A 22,043-nucleotide genomic window follows, 5' to 3' on the forward strand; every position below is an offset into this window, starting at 1 on the left:
TTTATTTTAAAGTATTAAAAGCCCTGATTATCAGGGCTTTTAATCATTACAATTAGAAGTTATAGCGAATACCTAAAGCATAGTCTTGTGATCTTAAATCAACTTTAGTATCTAAACGTCCATTTTCAACATTGTTATTAAATTTAAATTTACCAGCATCCACATATTTATAGCTTAAGTCGAGTGCAACATTATCTGTAACACTATATGCTACCCCAACGCCTGCAGACCAAGTAAAGTGGTTTTTGGTAGATGAAATAGAACTATTTGATTCTACTTCTGTTTGTTGATTTTTAACTCTGGTTATACCCACACCGACACCCACGTAAGGTGTAAATTTTGATGTATTTTTAAAATCATAGTAACCATTTAACATCAATGATTGGCTTCTTAATTCATTAGCTAATACCTTCTCCCCAAATGGTGTTTTCCCAGTACTTTCTGCCTTTCTAACAATAGTCTTATAATCTGCTGTTGGCGAAAAGGTTTCTTTATCTTTATAGGTATATTCTAATTCTGCACGTGCATTAATAGGGCTGATTGCGCTAAAGTCAAAGCCCACTGCGGCTGAAATTGCAGGATAAATAGCTTTAGTTTGATTATCATTCGTCCAAGTTGTCGTTGTATTTAATACATTATTTGTCTTTACATCTTCGCTATTTCTATATTTTGTATCACTAATTCCAGCTTTTAATGATGCATAAACGCCGTTATCAGCATTAGCTAAACCGGAAAATGACAATAAAACCACTGATGCCAATAAAATTTTTTTCATAATATTCTCTACCTTCTCAAGCTGAGGGATTGTTTATAAATTTGAGATTAATTGATCAAAAAATAAAATAATTTTTCATTAGTTATAGTAACGCAAATTTTATAATTATCAATTGAAAATTTAAAAAAATATTATTATATTTATATTTTATAATAATTTTATAATTTCAACAAGATAAATGTATTTTTTTATATTAAATAGTACATATTATTTCCTTTACTAAAAAATTATATGTCAATTTATAATTAAATCACTCATTACATATATAAATATTATAGTGATTAGGCAAGTTAAGCGTGTAATTCATTTAAACAGACTGCTCAATTGACCAGTCTGTTTAAATTTTAGAGTTGAGCAAGGTGGATAATTTGACTAATTTTATCAGCTGTTTCCAATAAAGCTGGTGCAAGTGCTTCAACTCGTTGTTCATTGAGCCGAACTGAAGGGCCTGCAATACTTACTGTGCCAAAAGGCATACCCGTAAAAGGATTAACAATAATTTTTGCCATTGCAGTCATACCAAGCTCATAAGTATCATGAATTAAGCCATAGCCACGATCTTTGGATGCTTGAACTAATGCTTTGAGTTCATCCATGTTTTTAGGTGTATTGGGACCGAACTGCTGTGCTTTTTCAAAACCCTCACGTGCCACAATACGTTCAAAATCAGATGGTTTTAGTGCTGATAAATAAGTTAAACCACATGAAGATGCCGGTAGGTACGCTACACTCCCTGAATCAGGATCATATTTTAAACCTGATTTTGAGCCTTGCGCTTTAGCAATCCAGATAATATTCTCATTTTCAATCATACCCAAACGTACTAATTCAGCAGATTCTTCTGCCAATTGATTTAGATATGGCTGAAAAGTTTCAGTAATAGAACGAGAAGATAGATAGGTTAATCCCATCGAAGCAACTTTTAATGTCAATTTATAGTGTTGGCTTAACGCATCTTGATATATATAGCCCATATCTTTCATTGATGTTAGTAAACGATGCATTGCTGACTTTGGGATATCTAAATCCGTTGAAAGTTGGCTTAAAGCACATCCATTTACATTTTTTAATAAGGCTTCTAGCACAGTCAAAGTGCGATCATTATTACTTAGCATAAAAAATCCACATTAATATCCAAATATTTTTTGGAACACTGTTCCAAAAAATTAAAAAACAGATTATATTACAGCATAGATTCTACTCTAAATGATTTTGCTACGAATCTACATGGTTCTAAATGAAAAAAATGAAACAGTACAGTTCATTTCATTTTGAACCTAATTTTAACCTTATTTATGTATGGAAACGCATAAAAGAATTGTTGAGCGCTAAGGGAGCAAGTGTATGCCACAACAGATCGATTTAAGGGAATTTATTAATGAAAATAAGGTATCACCTTTACAAAAACTAGTCATCTTTTTGTGTTTGATGATTGTCGTGGTCGACGGTATTGATATTTCGATTATGGGGTTTGTTGCACCAGTAATCAAACAAGAATGGGGTATTAGTACGACAGATTTAGCACCTGTGATGAGTGCTGCATTAATTGGTCTTGCGTTAGGTGCTGTAATCTCAGGACCATTAGCAGATAAATTTGGCCGTAAGAAACTATTAACGATTAATTTAATTGGATTTGGTATTTTTACATTACTTGCTGCACTTTCCAGTAATGTAACAGAATTGATGATCTATCGATTGATTGCTGGATTGTTTATGGGTGGCGTTATGCCACAAGCTGTAACTCTAGTTACAGATTATTCACCGATGCGAATTAATGGTCGAATGGTCACCATTATTTTAAGTGGTTTTACAATTGGAGCCGCAATTGGTGGTTTCTTAGCCGCTTGGATTATTCCACATTTTAATTGGCATGCCATGATGATTATTGGTGGATTATTACCGTTAATTCTAGCTGTTATCGTGATGTTTACACTCCCTGAGTCCATTGGTTACAAAGTTTTAAAACAACATCCAAAAGAAGAAATCAATGCGTTGATTAAACGTATTGCACCTGATTTTGATATGAGTAATAAAGAAATTGTCTTACCTAAACCAAAGACCAATACGATTAATAATCCAGTAAAAACGGTATTAAGTCCATTTTACTTCTTAGGCAGCTTCTTATTATGGTGGAGCTATGCTTCCGGTTTGTTTGTGGTGTATTTATTGGGAAGCTGGTTGCCAATGATGAGTAATGAGCTCGGTTTTAGTATTAGCGAAGCTTCATTAATTACGGCAATTTACCAACTAGGTGGTCCAATTGGGTGCATCGCATGTGGTTATTTAATGGATAAAATTAACCCACATATTGGTCTGATGATTGCTTATGTATTTGCAATTTTCTTTATGATCATTATTGGTGAAATTGGGCATAACTTTATGCTCTACAGTATGATGTGCTTCTTTATTGGTATGTGGATGAATGGTGCAAATGCAGGTATGAACGGAATTTCCAGTGCCTTCTATCCGGTATTTGCACGTGCGACAGGAAATAGTTGGATGCATGGGATTGGCCGACTTGGTGCTGTAGCGAGTGCATTTGCAGGTGCATACTTTCTGAGTTTAGGTTGGGCAGCAAATAAGATTTTTCTGGTTTTATGTTTACCAGCTATGGGGATTATTATTGCATTACTGATGATGAAAGCATTGTATTCTGCCAAAAAAATGCAACAACGTGAACTAGATAATGCTCAGGCATAAGCTAAAAAAAATTTAAATCATTTACTGAAATTAAGAGGATATTGAATTATGAATATTCAATTGAATGGATCAACTCGTCTCTATTTTGTGGTTGGACATCCTATTAAGCAAGTTAAATCACCAGAGGGTGTGACACAGGAACTATTGAATAAGGGTCTAAATGCATTAGTTTTACCGATGGATGTTAAACCTAATAATTTTCCAGCATTAATTAAAAATACCAAAGAGATACTGAATAGCGATGGCTTAATTATCACTGTTCCACACAAAATTACGGCTTTGCAATGCTGTGATAAAGTTACTGATCGCGCTAAATTTATTGGTGCAGTAAATACCATTCGCCGTTGTGCTGAAGGATGGGAAGGTGACATGCTAGATGGTACCGGCATGATACAGGCTATTTTAGAAAAAAATATTCAACTCAAAGATAAGCGTGTGATTTTGGCTGGGGCTGGTGGTGCAGGTAAAGCAATTGCTTTTGAACTATTACTTGCAGGTGTTGGTGAGTTAGCTATTTTTGACTTAGATGCTACACGTCAACAACAATTGGTCGAACAATTAAATCAATTACATACAGCTAAAGTCATTGCACACCATAATAATCCAAATGGATTTGATGTTGTTATCAATGCAACACCAATGGGTATGAATGGTGATCAATCTGCTGCATTTTTATTAGATCAATTAACGCCTGAAATGTCTGTCGCAGATGTTGTCACCAGTCCAGTAGATACACCATTTATCAAACATGCCATGCAATTGGGTTGTATCGCAGTCAAAGGAACGGATATGTTCATGAAAGTCCGTGATTTGATGGTGAATTTTTTACTGGAAAATCAGTTAAAAGATGGAGAAAAACATGATGCAGCATGATGATCAGCAGCACCAATATTCTTTATCTTTTTTAACTGTTGCAGATGTCAGTCCTGTCGAAGCAATTAAAATTGCAGCAGAATGTGGTTATGCGCAGGTTGGGCTACGCTTTTTACCGGCTGCCCAGCATGAAATTGAATATCCTATTTTAACGGATAAAAAACTGCTTAAAGAAACCCAAGCTGCATTAAAAGACAGTTGTGTAAAAGTTGCAGATGTTGAAATTGTACGTTTAACACATGATTTTAATAGTCATCAATATCTACAATTTTTAGATGTCGCACAGCAACTTGGTGCGAAACACATATTAATTGCGGGTAATGATAATGAACAAAGTCGCTTGATTGAAAATTTTGCACGCTTTTGTGAATTAAGCAAACAATATAATTTAACCTGCGACCTTGAGTTTATGCCTTGGACTGCAGTTAAAAATTTAACTCAAGCGCAGACGATTGTTGAACATTCTGGTCAATCAAATGCTGCAGTTTTAATTGATTCATTACATTTTGATCGCTCAAATTCAACGCTTAAACAAGTTAAAGCATTACCGGCTTCACAAATGAATTATGTGCAGTTATGTGATGGCTTTGCCAAATATGATCCAAGTGATGATGGATTGATTGAGATTGCTCGCAATAATCGTTTAGTGCCAGGGCAGGGTGATATTGATTTACTTGGATTAATTGCAGCTTTGCCAAAAAACATCACTTTAGCAGCAGAAGTTCCTAATTTGCAACTTGCCAAATTACCGGCGTTACAACGTGCACAAATTAATTTGCAAGCAATTAAAGCCTTGGTGGCTTTAGCACATGCGGAAATTGTAGTGAGGTAACAATATGAATGCGTCAACTCAACACGATTTTACGGTGGCAGAGACCTCCATTCACCATGAACAGCAATGTGATGTTTTGGTCATTGGTTCTGGTGCGGGTGGATTATCTACCGCTGTGACTGCGGCAGATCAAGGTTTGGATGTGATTGTTGCCGAAAAAGCAACCGTCTTTGGTGGAACAACAGCAGTTTCTGGTGGATGGCTATGGATTCCTAATACGCCACATGCCCAACATGCGGGACAGGCTGAACCGATTGAAACGCCAAAACAATATCTAAAAAATGTTTTAGGTGATCAGTATGATGAGCAAAAAATTCATACCTATTTAACCAAAGCACCTGAAATGGTAGATTTTTTTGAAAAATCTACAGATGTTAAATTTAACATTGGTGCCGCTGTACCTGATTTTTTTCATATTGAAGGATCACGTGTGGGTTGGCGTTCAATTGTAGCAGCACCTTTTGATGGCCGAGAACTAGGTTCTAATTTGCATTTACTCAAGCCAGCAATTCCTGAAACGATGGTTTGGGGGATGGGAATTGCTTCTGGTGCAGATATGAAGCATTTCATTAATACCTTTAATACATTTTCTTCATTTATCTATGCGACTAAACGTGTTTTACGCCATGTTACTGATTTACTATTGAGGAACCGTTCTACACAAATTGTCAATGGCAATGCGCTTGTCGCACGCTTATTAAAATCAGCTTTAAATCTAAATGTTAAACTATATTCGAATCATGCCGCTATACAGTTGTTATATGAACAAGATCGCGTTGTAGGTGCAATTTTTAAAACCCCTGAAGGGCTGGTTAAAATTCGTGCCAAACAAGGTGTTGTTCTTGCAACAGGTGGTTTTCCACATGATGAAAAACGTAAACAACAACTTTTTGAACACGTTTCTTTAGGCACTCCACACTACTCAGCAGCACCTGAAACGAATACAGGTGATGGTTTAAAACTTGCTGAATCTGTAGGTGCTAGTGTATCAGAGAATCTTCCATGGGCTGGAGCTTGGGCCCCTGTGTCGTTAATTCCTCGTTTGGATGGCACACTTGGGCGGTTTCCACATTTAGTTGAACGTGGTAAACCAGGTTTAATTGCGGTACTTAAAAATGGGCAACGTTTTACCAATGAAGGTGATTCGTATCCAGCCTTTATTAAAGATATGTTAAAAAATACAGTTAAAGGTGAATTATCACGCTGCTGGCTCATTTGTGACCATAAATTTATTCGTCGCTATGGCTTAGGTGCTGTAAAACCATTTCCGATTTCAATGCAACCTTGGTTGGAAAATGGCTATCTAAAATCTGCAAACAATCTTGAAGCATTGGCAGCACAATGTGGCATTCAAGCAGAAGCACTGAAAAATACAGTCACGACTTATAATATTCATGCGAAAAATGGAATAGATCCTGAATTTCATCGGGGTACAACTCCGTATCAAAAAGCACAAGGTGATGCTGATCATCAGCCTAATCCATGTATAGCACCAATTGTACATGCGCCATTTTATGCGGTTGAAATTGTTCCTGGTAGTTTAGGTACTTTTGCTGGTCTTCACACCGATACAGCGTCACGTGTACTTGATAAAAACACTCAATTACCAATTCCAGGTTTATATGCTGTTGGTAATGATATGAACAGCATTATGGGGGGGCAATATCCAAGTGGTGGCATTACTTTAGGACCAGCCATGACGTTTGGCTATCTTGCCGGACAGCACTTGGCAGATACAGCTTTAAATGCCTGTACAAAAAATATGGATGGAACATAATCATGGAAAAAACCGTAGATTTACTGGTGATTGGTGCGGGTGCTGCAGGTATGTCAGCAGCGCTATTTGCAAAATTAAATGGGCTAGATGTTTTGCTTTGTGAAAAAGATCATCAAGTTGGCGGAACAACGGCAACATCAGGTGGCACGATTTGGGCCCCAGGTTCACATCTTAGTGAACAAGCGGGGGTTGCCGATGATATTGAACAAGCTCGAAATTTTCTAAAGTCAGTTGTGGCTGATCGAGGTGGTGAATATCTTCGAGATGCTTTTTTAGATTCAAGTCCGAAAATGATTAGAGATTTAGCTCAACATACCACAGTAAAACTTAACGCTTGTTTAGCACATCCAGATTATATTAAAAATCAGCCTGGTGAGGCTTTTGGTGGTCGTGCACTTGCACCAGCAGAATTTGATGGTCGTTTACTTGGATCTGATTTTAAATATTTAAAACCACCACGTCCAGAATTTATGGGTTTAGGTGGCATGATGGTTAATCGTAATGAATTAAATGCGTTGCTTAACCCATTTTCATCAGGAAAAAATTTAATAACGACGTTTAAAGTTGTAGTACCTTACTTATTATCACGCCTAAATTATCCACGTGGTACACGTTTAGTAATGGGCAATGCTTTAGCAGGCAGCTTGTTTTATAACTTGAAACAACAGCAAGTTGCTGTTTGGTTAGATTCTCCATTACAAGAACTCATCTATGAAAATAATCAAGTTGTTGGCGCAAAAATTTTACATAAGCAAAAAGTTATTACAGTTAAAACTCGTAAAGGTGTGGTATTAGCAACTGGTGGTGTAGGCTGGAATAGTGAATTACGTAACCGTTTATTTCCAAAAGGGATTATTGATGATTCACTTTCACCTCGCTCAAATACAGGTGATGGTTTAATTCTTGCCAATAAAATTGGTGCACAAATCGATCCATCTGTAGATAGCAGCGTATTATATTTTCCATGCTCTATTCATACACATAAAAATGGCTATAAAGCGATTTGGCCACATATTATTTTAGATCGTGCGAAACCTGGTGTTATCGCGGTGAATGCTGATGGACATCGTTTTGTCAATGAATCAGATTCATATCATGATTTTTGTATGGCACAAATTAAGTCGAATAAAACCCAACAAAAAATTGTGTCTTATCTGATTTGCGACGCAACTGCAATACAAAAATATGGATTGGGTTTCGTTTTGCCAGGTGCTAAAAAACTTAATTATTATTTACGTGAAAAATATTTACATAGTGCCGATAGCCTAGAGGATTTAGCTCAAGAGGTTGGAATAGATGCAAAACAATTAACCCAAACTGTTCAACGTTATAACTCATTTGCAGAAAAAGGCATTGATATTGATTTTGGTAAAGGTTCAGGGGTAATGAACCGTTTTAATGGTGATCCAGAGATAAAGCCGAATCCATGTTTAGGTCAATTAACTCAAGGCCCTTATTACGCACTCGCAATTACGCCAATGGACTGTGCGAGTAGTGGCGGTCTAGCTGGCGATGAGTTCGGACGTGTATTAAATGAACAGCATCAGCCAATCATAGGATTATTTGCTTGTGGTAATGACTTAACTTCGATTTTTAAAGGCACATATCCAGGACCTGGAACAACCTTAGGACCAGCAATGGTTTTTGCATGGCGAATTGCACAATTTGCTTCAGGTAAGCTTCACCCCAAAACCAATTCACAACCAAACTTACAATCACATTCAGCACTAAACTTTACACAGGAGCATGTTTGCGCATGAAATTTTATCAATTAATGAATATCACGATTAAAATGGGTACTGCTGCTACAGTCGCTAATGGCATTCAAGAATATTATGCAAATACAGATGTTACAGCTAAATTGCTCGGTGTCTGGTTCTCTGATATTGGTCAATTGAATCAAGTCATCGTTTTAAGTAGTTTTGATTCACAACAAAATATTGATATTGAAAGAGCGCGTTTAGCAGCACAAGAAAATATTTTTGCTAATGCTGAAAACATTATTAAATATTCTGTAGAAAATTTTGCAGGCTTTGATTTCTTACCAGAAGTTGAATTGGGTGAGTTTGGTCCTGTTTATGAAATTCGTACCTATGAATTAAAACATGGTGGTTTACCACATGTACTAAATGCATGGAATAATGCAGTTCCAGAACGGACCAAATACTCAAAATTAACCGTTGCAATGTATGCTTTAGATGGTACACCACGTATTGTCAGTATTTGGCCATATGAATCATTAAATGCACGTTCAGAAATTCGTGCTCAATCAGTTGCAGATGGTATTTGGCCACCTAAAGGTGGACCGCAATGGCTTACCTATGAAATGCAATCAATAATTGCATTACCGACTGCAATTTCCCCACTGAAATAAGTTTTATATTAAAATCCGGCGCTTTAAGCACATTATAATCAGTTAAGTGATATTGATTTTAATTAATCTTTTAGGCCGGTTTTTTATTCAAAATCAATTTTATAAGCTATAACGAAACAGATTGAGAAGTATAGAATGAATAGCAAAGTCGATTTTTCAAAAGTTATTTTTGGTGCTAATGTTTTTGGTTGGACAGTTGATTTGGAAAAATCGATGTCTTTATTAGATTATGCTTTGGCACATGGTATTTCTAGTATTGATACGGCAGATATGTATTCAAATTGGGTCACAGGACATCGTGGCGGTGAATCTGAAACAGTGATTGGCGAGTGGTTAAAACGCAGGCCATCAAATCGTGAGAAAATAACGATCATTAGTAAAGTTGGCGCACCTTTAAGTGAAACAGAAAAAGGACTGTCAAAAAAATATATCAAACAAGCGATTGAAGCATCACTTAAGCGTTTAAATATAGACTATCTTGATGTTTATCTCAGTCACTATCCAGATCCAGCAACCCCAATAGAAGAAACATTGATGGCCTATGCGGATTTAATTCAAGAAGGCAAAATATTAAAAATAGGGGCTTCTAACTATTCGCCTCAACAACTTGAACATGCTTTAGCTGTAAGTCAAACACAAAATTTACCAAAATATGAAATATTTCAACCCAATTATAGTTTAATTAAACGTCAGGAATATGAAATAGAATATCGGCCAATTTGTGAAAAAAATCAGCTTAAAGTCATTACTTATTTTAGTTTAGCGGCTGGATTTCTTAGTGGGAAATATCGTGATATTTCACAACTTGAAGGCTCAGCGAGAAAGCGTCAGTTAGAACATTATTTTAGTGAACAAGGTTTGAATATTCTAAGAAGTATGGATGAATTAAAGGATAAATATCAAGCTGAACTTTCCGAAATTGCATTAGCATGGACCATAGCACAACCAAGCATTACTGCACCTATTGCATCTGCAACCTCAATTCAGCAACTTTCATCTTTGGTTAAAGCCATGACGTTACAACTCGACATAGCAGACATTGAACGGCTTTCACAAGTGAGCCACTATTTACAGCAATAATTTAAGGATAGCCAAAGTCATTATGATTTTTAATTTAATATATCAAATCATATGAAAAATATGTAATAGAATAAATGGTCGCGCCGTTGATTTCGATAACTGATCTAAGCCGAAATCAATTTAAGTCGAAGTAAAAAGACTATGATAGAAAATCTTTTAATTGCGTAAAATTAATTTAAATCCTGTTTAGAAAACAGGATCTCTAAAATTTTTACTTCACCGCAAAGAAGAACAGTCTAAGCAGATTGATCCAGGCACTGAAGCTCTTCAATATAGACGGTTCGCCGTTCTTTTGCTGCAAGTTGAATGCATTCTAAAAGTTGAATATTACGAATAGCATCCTGAGGTGAGGAGAGTGGCTCTGCTATACCATTTATTACATCGATAAAATGCGTGAGCTGACAAATATAAACATCTTGATCTTTGTTTGGTTCAATTTTATTTTTAATTAAAGGTGTTGACCAACTTTTGATTTGATCCTTTGGATAGTTCCAATATTCTAAATTAGGTATACTCAATGCGCCTTCAGAACCGCTAATAAAGTAGCAATCCTCATTAGGAGAGGCTGCAAAGCTCATTTTATTTTCTTCAGTATTTTGATCCCAGCCCCAAGGTGAAACTGCAGCATCTGAAGCCAATAACGTACCTAATGCACCATTTTGAAAACGGACTAAAATTGAAATACTGTCTTCAACCTCAAGATGCCTATTTTTATGGGATGTCATTGCTTGAACAGATTCAATTTCTCCATTTAAATAACGCATTAAATCGAAATCATGCACCAAATTAATCGCCAGAACACCAGCCCCAGCACTGCGATGCCATTCAATATCAAAGTAGCTATCAGGTTTATATACACTCCATAATACATTGAATGTGTTAATTTCTCCCAATGTTTCCTTATCGATAATCGCTTTTGCTTGCTGAATAATTTTATTGTGGCGACGATGATGTCCAACAAGAATTGGTACATTGAAGTAACATTAATGCTTCGGTCGTATTTAATGCTAGTGGCTTTTCGAGTAAGCATATCACACCATGTTGCATACATTGAATTGCTGTACTGACATGGAAATGGTTTGGATTTGCAATGACTACACCATCTAAAGTCATTTGATTGAGCAGATCTTGTAAATTTTTATAGTTTGGAACATGGTATTCTTGCGCCATGACATCTGAAAATGGATCACAAATTGCCACAAGTTCAGTATCTGGATGTTTGAGAATTGTTTGAGCATGCTTTTTACCCATGGCACCTGCACCAATAATAGCGATTTTTTTGTTCTTCATTTAAGCGATTCCTTGCGTATTATAAATAATGATCCATTTGAATTATTTTAAATAATCCAAGCTCTTGAAATGTATCTTCTTCAGAAGGAGAGTATGGATGAGTGGCCAATTGTTCATATAAATCATCTCTGGTAATTTCAGCAATGACAGTGCTATAGAAAAGTTTTTCTATAGCAATCTTTGTTTGAATTGACAGCATAATTGACCACAATGCAAAGCGATTTAAGTCGTTTTGAAATACTTAAATCCCTTTTTTAATCGATGTTCAATTTATTTTAAATAAATTAAACATGTGTATTTTAAAAATAATAACATGATATTAAATAATATGGAACAGTGTTCCATATTTAATTGGTGAATGTTTTTAGGATGAGAGATCTAAATTTTTTAGATCATGTCTATCTAAAGAAAACTCATTATTTATTATCAATTACTTGAATATATATAAGGATAATCATTAATGTCTCAAGTCGATTTATCAAGAATCAAAGAAATTATTGAAGAAGACAATATTACCTCAGTTAATTATCGCTTAGATAATGGTTAGCAGCTTTTAGCTATTTCTTCTGGATCTTACGATGATGGAGATTCACAAAAAGCTTATTTTTTATATACATTAGGGCACACTGAAAAGCAGCCTTTACCAAATGTAAAATTTAATTTTAGATCATAATCATAGCCACGCAGACTTGCGTAGGCTTGACTGATACGCAAGTCGAGTAGCGATCTGATTTCTGCATAACTTATATTATGTTCATTAGGATACTCAGTAACGTGATGTATAATCTAAATCATCACGTTACTGAGCTGTAGCTTCAAACAGTGTTGTGTAGGCTACAGTCTTGGATATTCTATTTAACATAAAATGAAGTTATGCAACTTCAGAATGACTTAATCAGTGAATTTTTTGATATGAAAATTAATGGGATTGGGGTTGCTTCACCTGATCAAGAAATGAAAATGAAGGATCAACAGTTGGTACGTGTTGGTGGTGATGTATTAGGGGCTTTTGATGATGAAGTCATTACTGCACTTACGAATACTCAGGATTTAATTGGTGCAGTTTTAAGGGTTCACTTTTGTTTAGAAGAATTTTTAAATATTTGGTGTAATAAAATCACAAATAATAAAGATTTTTTTGATTTCGGTTTTATTGGATTTGATAAAAAAATAAAGATTGCAGTAAAACTAGGATTACCTGAAAACCTTGAATAGCCACCAAAATTCTAGACACACATAACCATCTTTTGATGGGCCTTTTCATAATCTAATGGAGAACGTTGACCATTGGAACCATGTCTGCGTTTTGAATTATAGAACATCTCTATATATTCAAAGATATCGGATCTTGCTTCAGTTCTAGTTACATAGATTTTCTTTTTAATTCGTTCCCGCTTTAATAGCTGGAAGAAGCTTTCTGCAACAGCATTGTCATGGCAATTACCTCTACGACTCATACTACTTTCAAGATTATGATGCTTGAGAAATGTCTGCCATTCATGGCTGGTATATTGGCTACCTTGATCAGAATGAATTAGGACTTTGTTCTTTGGATTTCTTCGCCACAAAGCCATCAATAACGCATCTAAAACCAAATCTGTCGTGATTCTGGATTTCATAGACCAACCAACAACAAGACGTGAAAATAGATCAATCACAACTGCAAGATACAACCACCCTTCATGTGTACGGATATAGGTAATGTCCGTCACCCATAATTGGTTCGGCTGAGTTGGATTAAACTGTCGATTTAAGCTGTTTGCGGCAATGACCGCTGGAGTACCAGCGTGAGCTCTAGGTTTACGATAACCACGCTGTGATTTAAGACCATCTGCTTTCATCAGTCGATGTACTCGATTGATCCCGCAACTTTCGCCAACATCTTTCAAATCATAGTGAATCTTGCGATAGCCATAGACTCCGCCAGATTCCAGCCAGAATTGTTTAATCAGTTCTGAAAGCTGTTGCCGTTTCCTTGCAGTTTCACTAGTGGGTTGCTTTAACCATGCGTAATAACCACTGTGGTGAACATCTAATGTTGAACATAAACGACGAACAGGCCATATGTGCTGATTGTCCTGAATAAAGGCGTACCTCATTTGGACTGGCTTGCGAAGTACACCGCGGCCTTTTTTAATATGTCCCTTTCTTCAGTAACCCGTTGCAGCTCTTTTTTTAACTTTGCTAATTCTGCACTTGGATCATTAGACTCTATCGTCTTGGGCTGCTGTGGATCATAACGTTTAATCCAAGCATACAAACTATGGGTGGTGGTTCCTAAACGCGTAGCAACCTCGGCCACACTATGACCTTTCTCAGTGACCTGTTTTACTGCTTCAATTTTGAATTCTTCAGGATATCGTTTACTGCTCATAAGCACCTCGTTAATTAGCCATTTTATCTAACTAAAAGGTGTCTACAAAATCGGTGGCTATTCATCGAGGACTTCTTCTCGATACTTCATAACCTCATCAGCCTTTAAATTCTTAAGGTGATATTTAATCAGAGCATGAATTACATCTGATTCTTTCATCAAAACTTTTTTCTCAATGACGAATTTCATCAAGGATTCTTTGATGCTGTCAACTTCGTCATCTCGAATTTTATAAACCTTTGCCATAACTTTGAATCCATTTTAAAAAGTAACTTAGTTATATATTAAACTTAATTAATGGTTATAAAGTTACTTTTAAAATGATTTAATCCAAAGCGTGAATTGGTAACTTTTAAATAAGGTAACTATGGCTGCTATACAGAAGCAACCTAAAGAAAATTCAGTCATTCCAACCTTTGAACATAAAATAGCTAATGTACTGAAAAATACGGTACATCCAACTCAGCAAGCTTCTCAAACCCAAATTTATAATATGCGGGAAACGATTGACCAAATATGCATCATGTATCCAGATATTGAGGTCATAGCCACGCAGACTTGCGTAGGCTCGACTTAAACAGCGATCTGATTTCTGCATAACTTATATTATGTTACTTGGAATACTCATCAACGTGAATTTTGATATTCTAATTAACTTATGTTTACTGGAAGTCTAGTTCATGAAAAAAACTCAAAATATTTATATAAAATTTAATAAGTTATTAGGGTGTGTAGGATAATTTGTAAAACTTACTTCATGAACCTATGAGGATTGGCAGTTTTAGACCAACTTATCTCTAAAGGTAATTACTTTGATAGGGAGTGGTTGTTTAACCCCAGAAAAAGTTCAGTCTCTGAGATCATAAATTTACTTAAATAACTGATGTTATCCAGCAAGAGAACTACTCTCAGAATATTAGACACAAGATAGCTTCAAAATGAAGCTATCTCAATGCTTTTTCCTACATCCTGTGATCATACGCAGAGAGAATCATAATAAAGACTTCATCATAAGACTATATGAAAGGGAGGTATCGAATAAGTTTGATCTCATTCTCACTGATTTGATATCTATTTTTAACTTCGGTTATTTATGGAATAGGTAAAAATTAGGTGTAACCAGAGGGATTTAAGTCTATTACTTACTTCGAATGAGTATGGCTTAGAAAATTTATCATAAAGGTATAATTTTTCAAAAAAATTCCCAAATACATAAAGTAATTCTGTATTATTATCACAGAAGTTTTTCTTTAGAAAATTGTCCTGATAACCAATACGTTATATATTGAAAGAATTTTCTATTTATTTTATGTCAAGCCTAGGTTAGTTAAAAGATTCTATTAAAAGCATATGAAAATATTTTTTTATGATAAGCCAAATAGCTATGCAGAAGACTCTTGTATAGTTAAAGTAATGAATACAACTTGGAATGATTTTGGAATCCAATCAAAAGTAAAGCTTGAACTATTAGTTTCAAATAAAAAAATTATATTGCAAGCATATCATACTGTATATTTTAATAATAATTTTGTTACATTAAAATCAATGACCCAAAAGGAGTTAGAGAGTGAAAACATCAAACAATATATTTTATTAGAATCAGTTGAGGAATATGAAAAATTAAAAAATTATTTTCCTAATAAATTTGATAGTATTCTAAAAAAATTAAATGATATCTCTTTTCTTAGAATGAAGAAAAATAGAGATAAAAATTTCAATTTTTTATTGCAAAGTGATATTTTTAATAAGAGCTTCATCAGATCTAATGAGTCATTTTTAGCTTATTTGTATGGTTATACTGGATTAGGATCTACGCTTACTCTAGATGTAGGGGAGATTTCATCTCTAAACCCTTTAATAAATAAAGAAGTCTTTTTTTATGTAAATTATGAAAAAAATAATGATTTGAATTTTCTACCTTTTAAACATTTTATTATGATTGGAAGGAATGGATCTGGAAAAAGTCAAACTTTAAGAAAATTTGCATTAAAGTATAAAGATAAAAAAGTATTTAATTGTGTTGCTTGTTTTTCTCAATCTGATAAATCAAATTCTTTCTCAAAAAATATAAAAAATGTAAATCATGTGAATTTAACTAAATCTAAAAAAAATATAGAAATCCTTCATTCAATTATTAGATTTAGATTTGATCAAAATAGATTTGAAGACTATGATTTTGATATTTTAATTGATCTTACAAATAACATTAATTTCATGAAAAAAATTGTTCTTTATAAAGACAAAAGTTCCTATTTATCGTTAAAAGATTTAGTTGAATTTAATAGTGGTGAGCAAAATACTCTTGAAAAAATTCAAGAAATTGCAAGTTATAATAGATTTAAAATAAAAAATGGTTCAAACTTTTATGATCTTAGTTCTGGAGAAAATTTTTTCATAAATCTTATTTTTAATTTACTTCATATCACTAGTCAGTATAAAAATAATATATTATTTTTATTTGATGAGCCAGAAAGCTTTCTACACCCAAATTTTATTTCCATTTTTTCAGAAATAGTTTGCTATTTTACCAATCGATTATACTGCATAGCTATTACAGCTACTCATTCTATATACTTGGTGAAAAATTCTCTTCAAGAGAATATTGTTGTTTTTAGAAAAAATGACGAAAAAATTGAATTAGAGAAACCCTCTTTTAATACTTTTGGTGCAAATCTTAATTCATTATCATATTTTATATTCGGCTTTGAATCACCATTAGAACACGAAGAGTCTGTTATTGAAAAAATTGTGGAAATTGAAAGGTATAAACAAAAATCTTTCATAGAACTTATTGATAAATATGGTAAATTTTTATCATCAGAAACCATTGATCGTATATATATGAAGCTGCAAAATGAAAAAAGTTAATTTAGGAATTGATGATATTTCTATTCTCAATGATCTTTATTTATCCAAATCAAAATTAGTAGTTAATTTAAAGGATAGAGAAGACTTCTTTTTGAAACATAGATATAGAATGTATACTTCTTTTGCAGAAAAACAAAAATTAAGCAACTTACGTAAAATACCATATCTTCATAAACAAAGAGCTCAAATTTTTGAAAGTCTCTATTCTTCAAAATTATCCTCTTTAAAGTATATCAAGCAATATAGAGAAACAACTAGCTTCAAAGTTTGTAGTTTGTGTGGCAGTCCTGCAGCAGGGACTTTAGACCATTTTTTACCTAAAGAGATTTATCCAGAATTTAGTATATTTTCTAAAAATCTCATTCCTGCATGTAAATGTAATTTTTCAAAAAATAAAAATATTAGTATGATTTATCATCCGCAATTTTTCGATTTTCTTGAAAATCGCTTGTATTTTATTGATTTTTTAATAATAAATGAAAGTGTAAATTATAGGGGTATTAAAATAAATATAAAACCTTATCACCCATACTATAATTTAATAGAATCTCACCTTGTAAATCACATTCTTAAATGTGTTGATGGTTTTGAAAATGAAATGAGAACACGTCTTCAATCTTTATATGATACACCTCAAACTTGTATCTTTGCCTTAGACTCCGTAGTAACTAGCTTGTCGAAACAACAATTAAGAAAAATTATTCATAATCAATTAAAACGTGAAAATGAAAAATTTCAAACCCCTAACTCCTGGGACTCATTAATTCTATCCAGTTTTTTAAAAAAAGAAGTTTTTAATCAATTTTTTTTGCGAGTTAATACCATTTTATAAATAACCCGAATTCTGCTTAAGAAGTGTATATTGATACTACCCCCTAAAGTAAAATTTAAAATCCCTAGTATAGTTTATTTTTAAAAGCCAATAAATTAAATATACAAAAAGAGCCTACAGTTATTTGATAATGGCTCTTTTTTGTATTCAAAAATCATTTCAAATATTTATATTGTCTGATAACTATGTAAGTAATCCTGTTTCTATTTTATCTGTCATAATTCGTATGAATGAATGATTACTAGCCAAAAGCTCATCCCACATATCGAGACAGTAACTTAGTATTTCTTCATTTTCATCATTTTCTGCTTGATCATACAGTTGCTGAATGACTCTCGTTATAGCATCTGTATCTAAATTATTCATTAATTCTTGAGTTTTTAACTTAAGAATATTTTGGATCATAATCATAATGAGATCACTAAATTGAGCCATTGTCGGGCTTTCTTCTATAGAGTGTAAGACAATATAAACATTATGATTTAATGCTTTTGAATGGACATAAATTTCAAAAAATTCCCTGGCATATTTTTTTGACCAAAATTTTTGACCGAAAAATCTTCTCATTTTTTTCAGAATATCTTCATTTTCTAAATTGACTAATATTTCAAAGATAGCTTTTAACTTTGAATGGTCAAAACCTTTAGTATCATCTCCCAATAGTTGATTTATGACAGAAGCATATCCCAAAAGGCTTTCTACATTTTTGGATTCAAGTCCTAGTTGAAGTTCTGTCTCAAATAAATCATTGAATAGCCATCGAGCAATGACTTGTTTATGACCCTCTTTTTTCACATCTTCATACTTAGATTCGAGCATAGTTTTGACAAGAGATATAAATTGTTCTCTATATTGACCTGTAAAAGCATTATTAAAATAATAATGATAGCCATGACTTAGAGTATTTCTAATGTCTTTTAGACATAATTCTATAAACTTTTCAAAAGCATAATCTTTGTCATAGTTATACATAGGTAATAAGAGATCAGCCGTTGCCATTCTCACCGCAGCATGTTCATCGTTCAATGCATTCTCAATAAGATATTTATGTGAAAGAGCATATTCTTCATCATCCCAAAATTTTCTAGCTAAACCTGTATATGCTGATCCTCGGGTACAGTTAATTGTGTTACTTCTTAGATCATGGCTTGAAATTTCATCCAACCGATCAGGATGACCTACTGTATGAATATTTAATTTATTAGGTAAAGGGTCATCTGCTGATTTCGCGATATCTTCTAATAATGTTATATATTGAGGGGATAATCCTGTGACCTTGGCAGAGAGTAAGCTTTTGAGTGCTCTAGAATATTTAGTTGATGAGAAATGATCTATTATTTTTTCGATCAACTCAATAGGGCAAGGTTCCCATGTTTCTTTTAACTCATCTGGAACTCGACTAAGATCGTTTTCTCTAAGCCCATTATACAAGGCATTAATGTAATCTTGAGGAATATCTACGGGTAATGTTAAAGCAAACTCCGCAAAATTTTGAGGAGAACTAATTACTGCTCTTTCGAACGCATTAGAAAATTGATGAATACTTGCTTCGCTACCGTCTTTTCGGATTCTATTTTCATTAAATTTACTAGGATCACTAGTAATAAGCTTTTTCCAAGCCTTATGTGAAAGTTTGAATGTATTTTTTAGTGGGGAGGTTACAATCCTTGCTATGCTATCAAATCGATGACAAAAATCATCTTCTGCATATTTCTCATATTTGCGATTAACAACAGCTATTAACTGCTTGGTTCTATTGGAAATTTTTAATGGATCTAATCTAGGTAGTAAGTGGTATTGGGTCTTCCCCCAATAAGGATTGTAGTAATTCTTACGAGTAGCTTCTAAACGCCATTTGATTTGATATAACTCATAGTCAGGAGAGAAGTAATATATCATTCTTTCAAGTTGTTCAAAGTTCGTTTGACTACAATGTGGAGAGAATTTTTCAATTATTTTCCCAGCCAACTTCCAGATTGGTTCTTCATTATCATTCCCAAGTTTAAATTTTTGATTTGGGTTGTCTAATAACCACTCTATCACTTCATCAGCATATTGAACGTCTAGATTTAGAAGTACATTTGCATATATACGATTAAAAATTAGATTAGTATTGTCTTTATATGAACTGAGCAATTGAAGTAATTGAGTTGGTTCTAAAGTAACGTTTTTGGAAGCTTTAATTATTATCTGAAACAAACACTTGTAAATAAATTCTTCTAAATTTGTTCTAGTTCCATATTCATGTGACCATTTATAGCCATCAAAATATTCATCCTGTTTGTTGGAATCAAGAAAAGTATTCAAGATAGGTATGAAAAGTGTGAGTAGTTCTTGTGGATGGCTTTCTGCAAGTTTTTCTACACATTCGGTATCGTAATCAGACCATTTTTCTCGAGAGGTTAACCTTAAGTGTAGTTCTTCATTACATATAAGCTCTAATAGATACAAAGCTCTTAATGGATGCTGTCTAGTTAAATCATACCAAAAAATATAATGACTATTAGTGCCAGCTTTTATAAGTTGTATACGAAAATCAAAGAGTTCATCCGAATCATTCTTCATATTACAGCATAAACAGTTGTATATCTTTTGATTCCACTCAGATGATTTATTCACGAACTTAGATAATTCATTGATTAACAAGTTTGGGGTTTTATCAGAAACTGAGCTTAAAAGTTCTAGAGCTTTAGATTGCGTATCACCATCCTCATCTAACCAATCACTTAGATAATGACTTTCCGATAGATATTGAACGAGAGCAGGAGTACCACTGCAACTTAATCTTATAAAATTAGGGGCGAATTCAGCATCATCCATAATTTTATTAATCAGCTTTTTGAGAGGAGCTTTTAAGTTTTCTATATGGCGTAATACACTAAATACTAATGACTTCAAATGAAATCGAATTTCAGGGTGGTAAAGAACTGCATCAATGCAATTGCAGAAAATGTTTTCATTTTCTTCATATAACATTGCTAAGGCATATCTGAGATGTTCTCTTTTCAATAATGTTTGCTGATTTCTTGAGCCTAGTTCATTTATGAAATTTTCAGTAGAAGTACGACCAAGTAGGTATAGCTTTCTACCTATCGCATAATCATAAATCGCTTGGTGCCTAAAGCTAATTTCTCTATTTTGCTCGGAAAGCAATCCAACAGAAATCATCGCTCTCTTAATTTTTGATGAACCATTTGATAATTGAGTTGATGAAATACTTAATTTGTTAGAGTGATTAATCAAATCTATAATCTCACTGAAGAAATTTTCACTATCTGCTGTGGAAATGCCATGATTATCAGTGAGTTGCGTAAATCTATCATCAATGAAAAATTTGATTAAATCCAATTTGGTTGTAAATTTAGGGGCTTCACCTAAATCATTCGCTAAGTTTATGTAAATGCCTAACCATAAAGGTATTTTTAAAATATTTTTTTGCTCATCACTTAACTTATCATAATCTTCAAATTGGCTAATATATGGCCTAATTTGATCTGACTCAAAAAGTTTTAATTCTATTTGTTTAACATCATCTTCAAGCCCACTGATCCAACCTTTTAGACGTACATCATCCTCGAGTTCAAAATTTCTTGTTGCCATAATAATTTTTATATTGGCATTAGTATGGTGGCGTAATAAAAGAATTTCCTTAACCATTTTCATGCATATATCCAATGCATTTGATGAATGTAGGGCAGTCCAACGTAAAGCGTCTAATTGATCCAAAATAACGACAACTTCTTGCCCCTGACTATATTTCTCTAGGCAGTAAATTAGAGAGCAGGAAAAACCTAAATCTTCTCCAAATTGGTTGATATTTTTTTCTGGAACTCTTCTATCTAGTCGAATAGGAAGAACAATGACTCCTGATCGAATAAAATGCTTCTTTAAGTCTAATAAAAAGGCACTTTTACCTACACCTGCATCTGCCTTAATTAATGTTATAGGACTACTATTAATAGCATCGACTGTGCTAGTGAATTCAGTGCGTTGAATATTATTCTGTGAGATGAGATAAGGTTCGATTGACCGGTCAAACTCCTCATTTAGCGTTCTTATTACAGAAGAAGTATGAGGGTCACTCGGTGAGGGTCTAAAAGAGAATCCCTGATTTTCTAAATCAGTTTTTAACAGATGAGTGGTAATTTTTACTCTGAGTTTATGAAATTTTACTGGATAAGTTTGTAGGAAGTGGACTAGATGAATAGGAGGCTCATAGACTAATTTTTCAGCATGTATCGGATTTAACATAATATACATTATACGAA

General features: G+C 33.6%; 19 protein-coding genes. 11 read left to right on the forward strand and 8 right to left on the reverse strand.

The genetic code is table 11. From position 1 onward, the window contains the following. Positions 1 to 52: 52 nt before the first annotated feature. Both QSG86_RS12235 and QSG86_RS12240 read right to left on the reverse strand, forming a co-directional pair. The gene (locus QSG86_RS12235; RefSeq protein ID WP_317031753.1) at positions 53 to 775 is read right to left on the reverse strand and encodes a porin family protein; all 723 of its coding nucleotides are present in this window, start codon (positions 773 to 775) and stop codon (positions 53 to 55) included. Between the two features lie 344 nt (positions 776 to 1,119). Beyond that, positions 1,120 to 1,890 carry an IclR family transcriptional regulator gene (locus tag QSG86_RS12240; protein ID WP_317031754.1) on the reverse strand — a complete coding sequence of 257 codons (771 nt, stop codon included), beginning with the start codon at positions 1,888 to 1,890 and terminating at the stop codon, positions 1,120 to 1,122. 229 nt (positions 1,891 to 2,119) lie between these two features. Here QSG86_RS12240 and QSG86_RS12245 point away from each other — a divergent pair, with 229 nt between their 5' ends. From QSG86_RS12245 to QSG86_RS12275, 7 genes are all read left to right on the forward strand, one after another. Then, positions 2,120 to 3,475 carry an MFS transporter gene (locus QSG86_RS12245; RefSeq protein WP_317031755.1) on the forward strand — a complete coding sequence of 452 codons (1,356 nt, stop codon included), beginning with the start codon at positions 2,120 to 2,122 and terminating at the stop codon, positions 3,473 to 3,475. A gap of 48 nt (positions 3,476 to 3,523) precedes the next feature. Further along, on the forward strand, positions 3,524 to 4,348 hold the full coding sequence (locus tag QSG86_RS12250; RefSeq protein WP_317031756.1) for a ThiF family adenylyltransferase: 825 nt from the start codon (positions 3,524 to 3,526) through the stop codon (positions 4,346 to 4,348). Next, positions 4,335 to 5,180: a sugar phosphate isomerase/epimerase family protein gene (locus tag QSG86_RS12255; RefSeq protein ID WP_317031757.1), complete on the forward strand. Its 846-nt coding sequence runs from the start codon at positions 4,335 to 4,337 to the stop codon at positions 5,178 to 5,180. The genes QSG86_RS12250 and QSG86_RS12255 overlap by 14 nt, the downstream gene beginning before the upstream one ends. A 4-nt stretch (positions 5,181 to 5,184) precedes the next feature. Further along, a complete protein-coding gene (locus QSG86_RS12260; RefSeq protein ID WP_317031758.1) occupies positions 5,185 to 6,957 on the forward strand; it encodes an FAD-dependent oxidoreductase in 1,773 nt (590 codons plus the stop codon). 2 nt (positions 6,958 to 6,959) lie between these two features. Continuing rightward, positions 6,960 to 8,717 (forward strand): FAD-dependent oxidoreductase, encoded by a 1,758-nt coding sequence (locus QSG86_RS12265; RefSeq protein ID WP_317031759.1) that lies wholly within the window; start codon positions 6,960 to 6,962, stop codon positions 8,715 to 8,717. Beyond that, positions 8,714 to 9,331, forward strand: coding sequence for an NIPSNAP family protein (locus tag QSG86_RS12270; protein WP_317031760.1), 618 nt, complete (start codon positions 8,714 to 8,716; stop codon positions 9,329 to 9,331). The genes QSG86_RS12265 and QSG86_RS12270 overlap by 4 nt, the downstream gene beginning before the upstream one ends. Before the next feature lie 135 nt (positions 9,332 to 9,466). After that, a complete protein-coding gene (locus QSG86_RS12275; protein WP_317031761.1) occupies positions 9,467 to 10,411 on the forward strand; it encodes an aldo/keto reductase in 945 nt (314 codons plus the stop codon). Between the two features lie 236 nt (positions 10,412 to 10,647). Here the strand turns inward: QSG86_RS12275 and QSG86_RS12280 are convergent, their stop codons facing one another. Genes QSG86_RS12280 through QSG86_RS12290 form a run of 3 tightly spaced genes read right to left on the reverse strand, consistent with a single transcriptional unit; the run spans position 10,648 to position 11,900 of the window. Then, positions 10,648 to 11,304, reverse strand: coding sequence for a Gfo/Idh/MocA family protein (locus tag QSG86_RS12280; RefSeq protein WP_317031762.1), 657 nt, complete (start codon positions 11,302 to 11,304; stop codon positions 10,648 to 10,650). Positions 11,305 to 11,344: 40 nt separating this feature from the next. Beyond that, positions 11,345 to 11,701: a Gfo/Idh/MocA family oxidoreductase gene (locus QSG86_RS12285; protein WP_317031763.1), complete on the reverse strand. Its 357-nt coding sequence runs from the start codon at positions 11,699 to 11,701 to the stop codon at positions 11,345 to 11,347. A gap of 19 nt (positions 11,702 to 11,720) precedes the next feature. Further along, complete coding sequence (locus QSG86_RS12290; protein WP_317031764.1) at positions 11,721 to 11,900, reverse strand: hypothetical protein; 180 nt, start codon at positions 11,898 to 11,900, stop codon at positions 11,721 to 11,723. Positions 11,901 to 12,574: 674 nt separating this feature from the next. On the opposite strand from QSG86_RS12290, the gene QSG86_RS12295 reads away from it, so the two are divergent. Further along, entirely contained in the window at positions 12,575 to 12,916 is a 342-nt protein-coding gene (locus tag QSG86_RS12295; protein WP_317031765.1) for a hypothetical protein, read from the forward strand. 11 nt (positions 12,917 to 12,927) lie between these two features. Here QSG86_RS12295 and QSG86_RS12300 read toward each other — a convergent pair. Both QSG86_RS12300 and QSG86_RS12305 read right to left on the reverse strand, forming a co-directional pair. Then, positions 12,928 to 14,075 (reverse strand): IS3 family transposase gene (locus QSG86_RS12300; RefSeq protein WP_317030298.1). Its coding sequence is split into 2 segments (ribosomal slippage): positions 12,928 to 13,829 and positions 13,829 to 14,075, totalling 1,149 coding nucleotides; the frame shifts between segments, so codons are not numbered across the junction. A gap of 57 nt (positions 14,076 to 14,132) precedes the next feature. Next, positions 14,133 to 14,321, reverse strand: a complete 189-nt coding sequence (locus tag QSG86_RS12305; RefSeq protein WP_317031766.1) for a hypothetical protein — start codon at positions 14,319 to 14,321, stop codon at positions 14,133 to 14,135. Positions 14,322 to 14,442: 121 nt separating this feature from the next. Here QSG86_RS12305 and QSG86_RS12310 point away from each other — a divergent pair, with 121 nt between their 5' ends. The 3 genes from QSG86_RS12310 (at position 14,443) to QSG86_RS12320 (ending at position 17,775) form a co-directional block, all read left to right on the forward strand. Continuing rightward, on the forward strand, positions 14,443 to 14,652 hold the full coding sequence (locus QSG86_RS12310) for a hypothetical protein (protein WP_317031767.1): 210 nt from the start codon (positions 14,443 to 14,445) through the stop codon (positions 14,650 to 14,652). Between the two features lie 836 nt (positions 14,653 to 15,488). Continuing rightward, on the forward strand, positions 15,489 to 16,943 hold the full coding sequence (locus QSG86_RS12315) for an AAA family ATPase (protein WP_317033349.1): 1,455 nt from the start codon (positions 15,489 to 15,491) through the stop codon (positions 16,941 to 16,943). Next, positions 16,930 to 17,775: a hypothetical protein gene (locus tag QSG86_RS12320; protein WP_317031769.1), complete on the forward strand. Its 846-nt coding sequence runs from the start codon at positions 16,930 to 16,932 to the stop codon at positions 17,773 to 17,775. Before QSG86_RS12315 ends, QSG86_RS12320 begins: the two co-directional genes overlap by 14 nt. 183 nt (positions 17,776 to 17,958) lie before the next feature. Here the strand turns inward: QSG86_RS12320 and QSG86_RS12325 are convergent, their stop codons facing one another. Further along, entirely contained in the window at positions 17,959 to 22,035 is a 4,077-nt protein-coding gene (locus QSG86_RS12325; protein ID WP_317031770.1) for a hypothetical protein, read from the reverse strand. Positions 22,036 to 22,043: the final 8 nt, after the last annotated feature.

It is taken from the genome of Acinetobacter sp. SAAs474, assembly GCF_032823475.1.
Lineage (GTDB): Bacteria > Pseudomonadota > Gammaproteobacteria > Pseudomonadales > Moraxellaceae > Acinetobacter.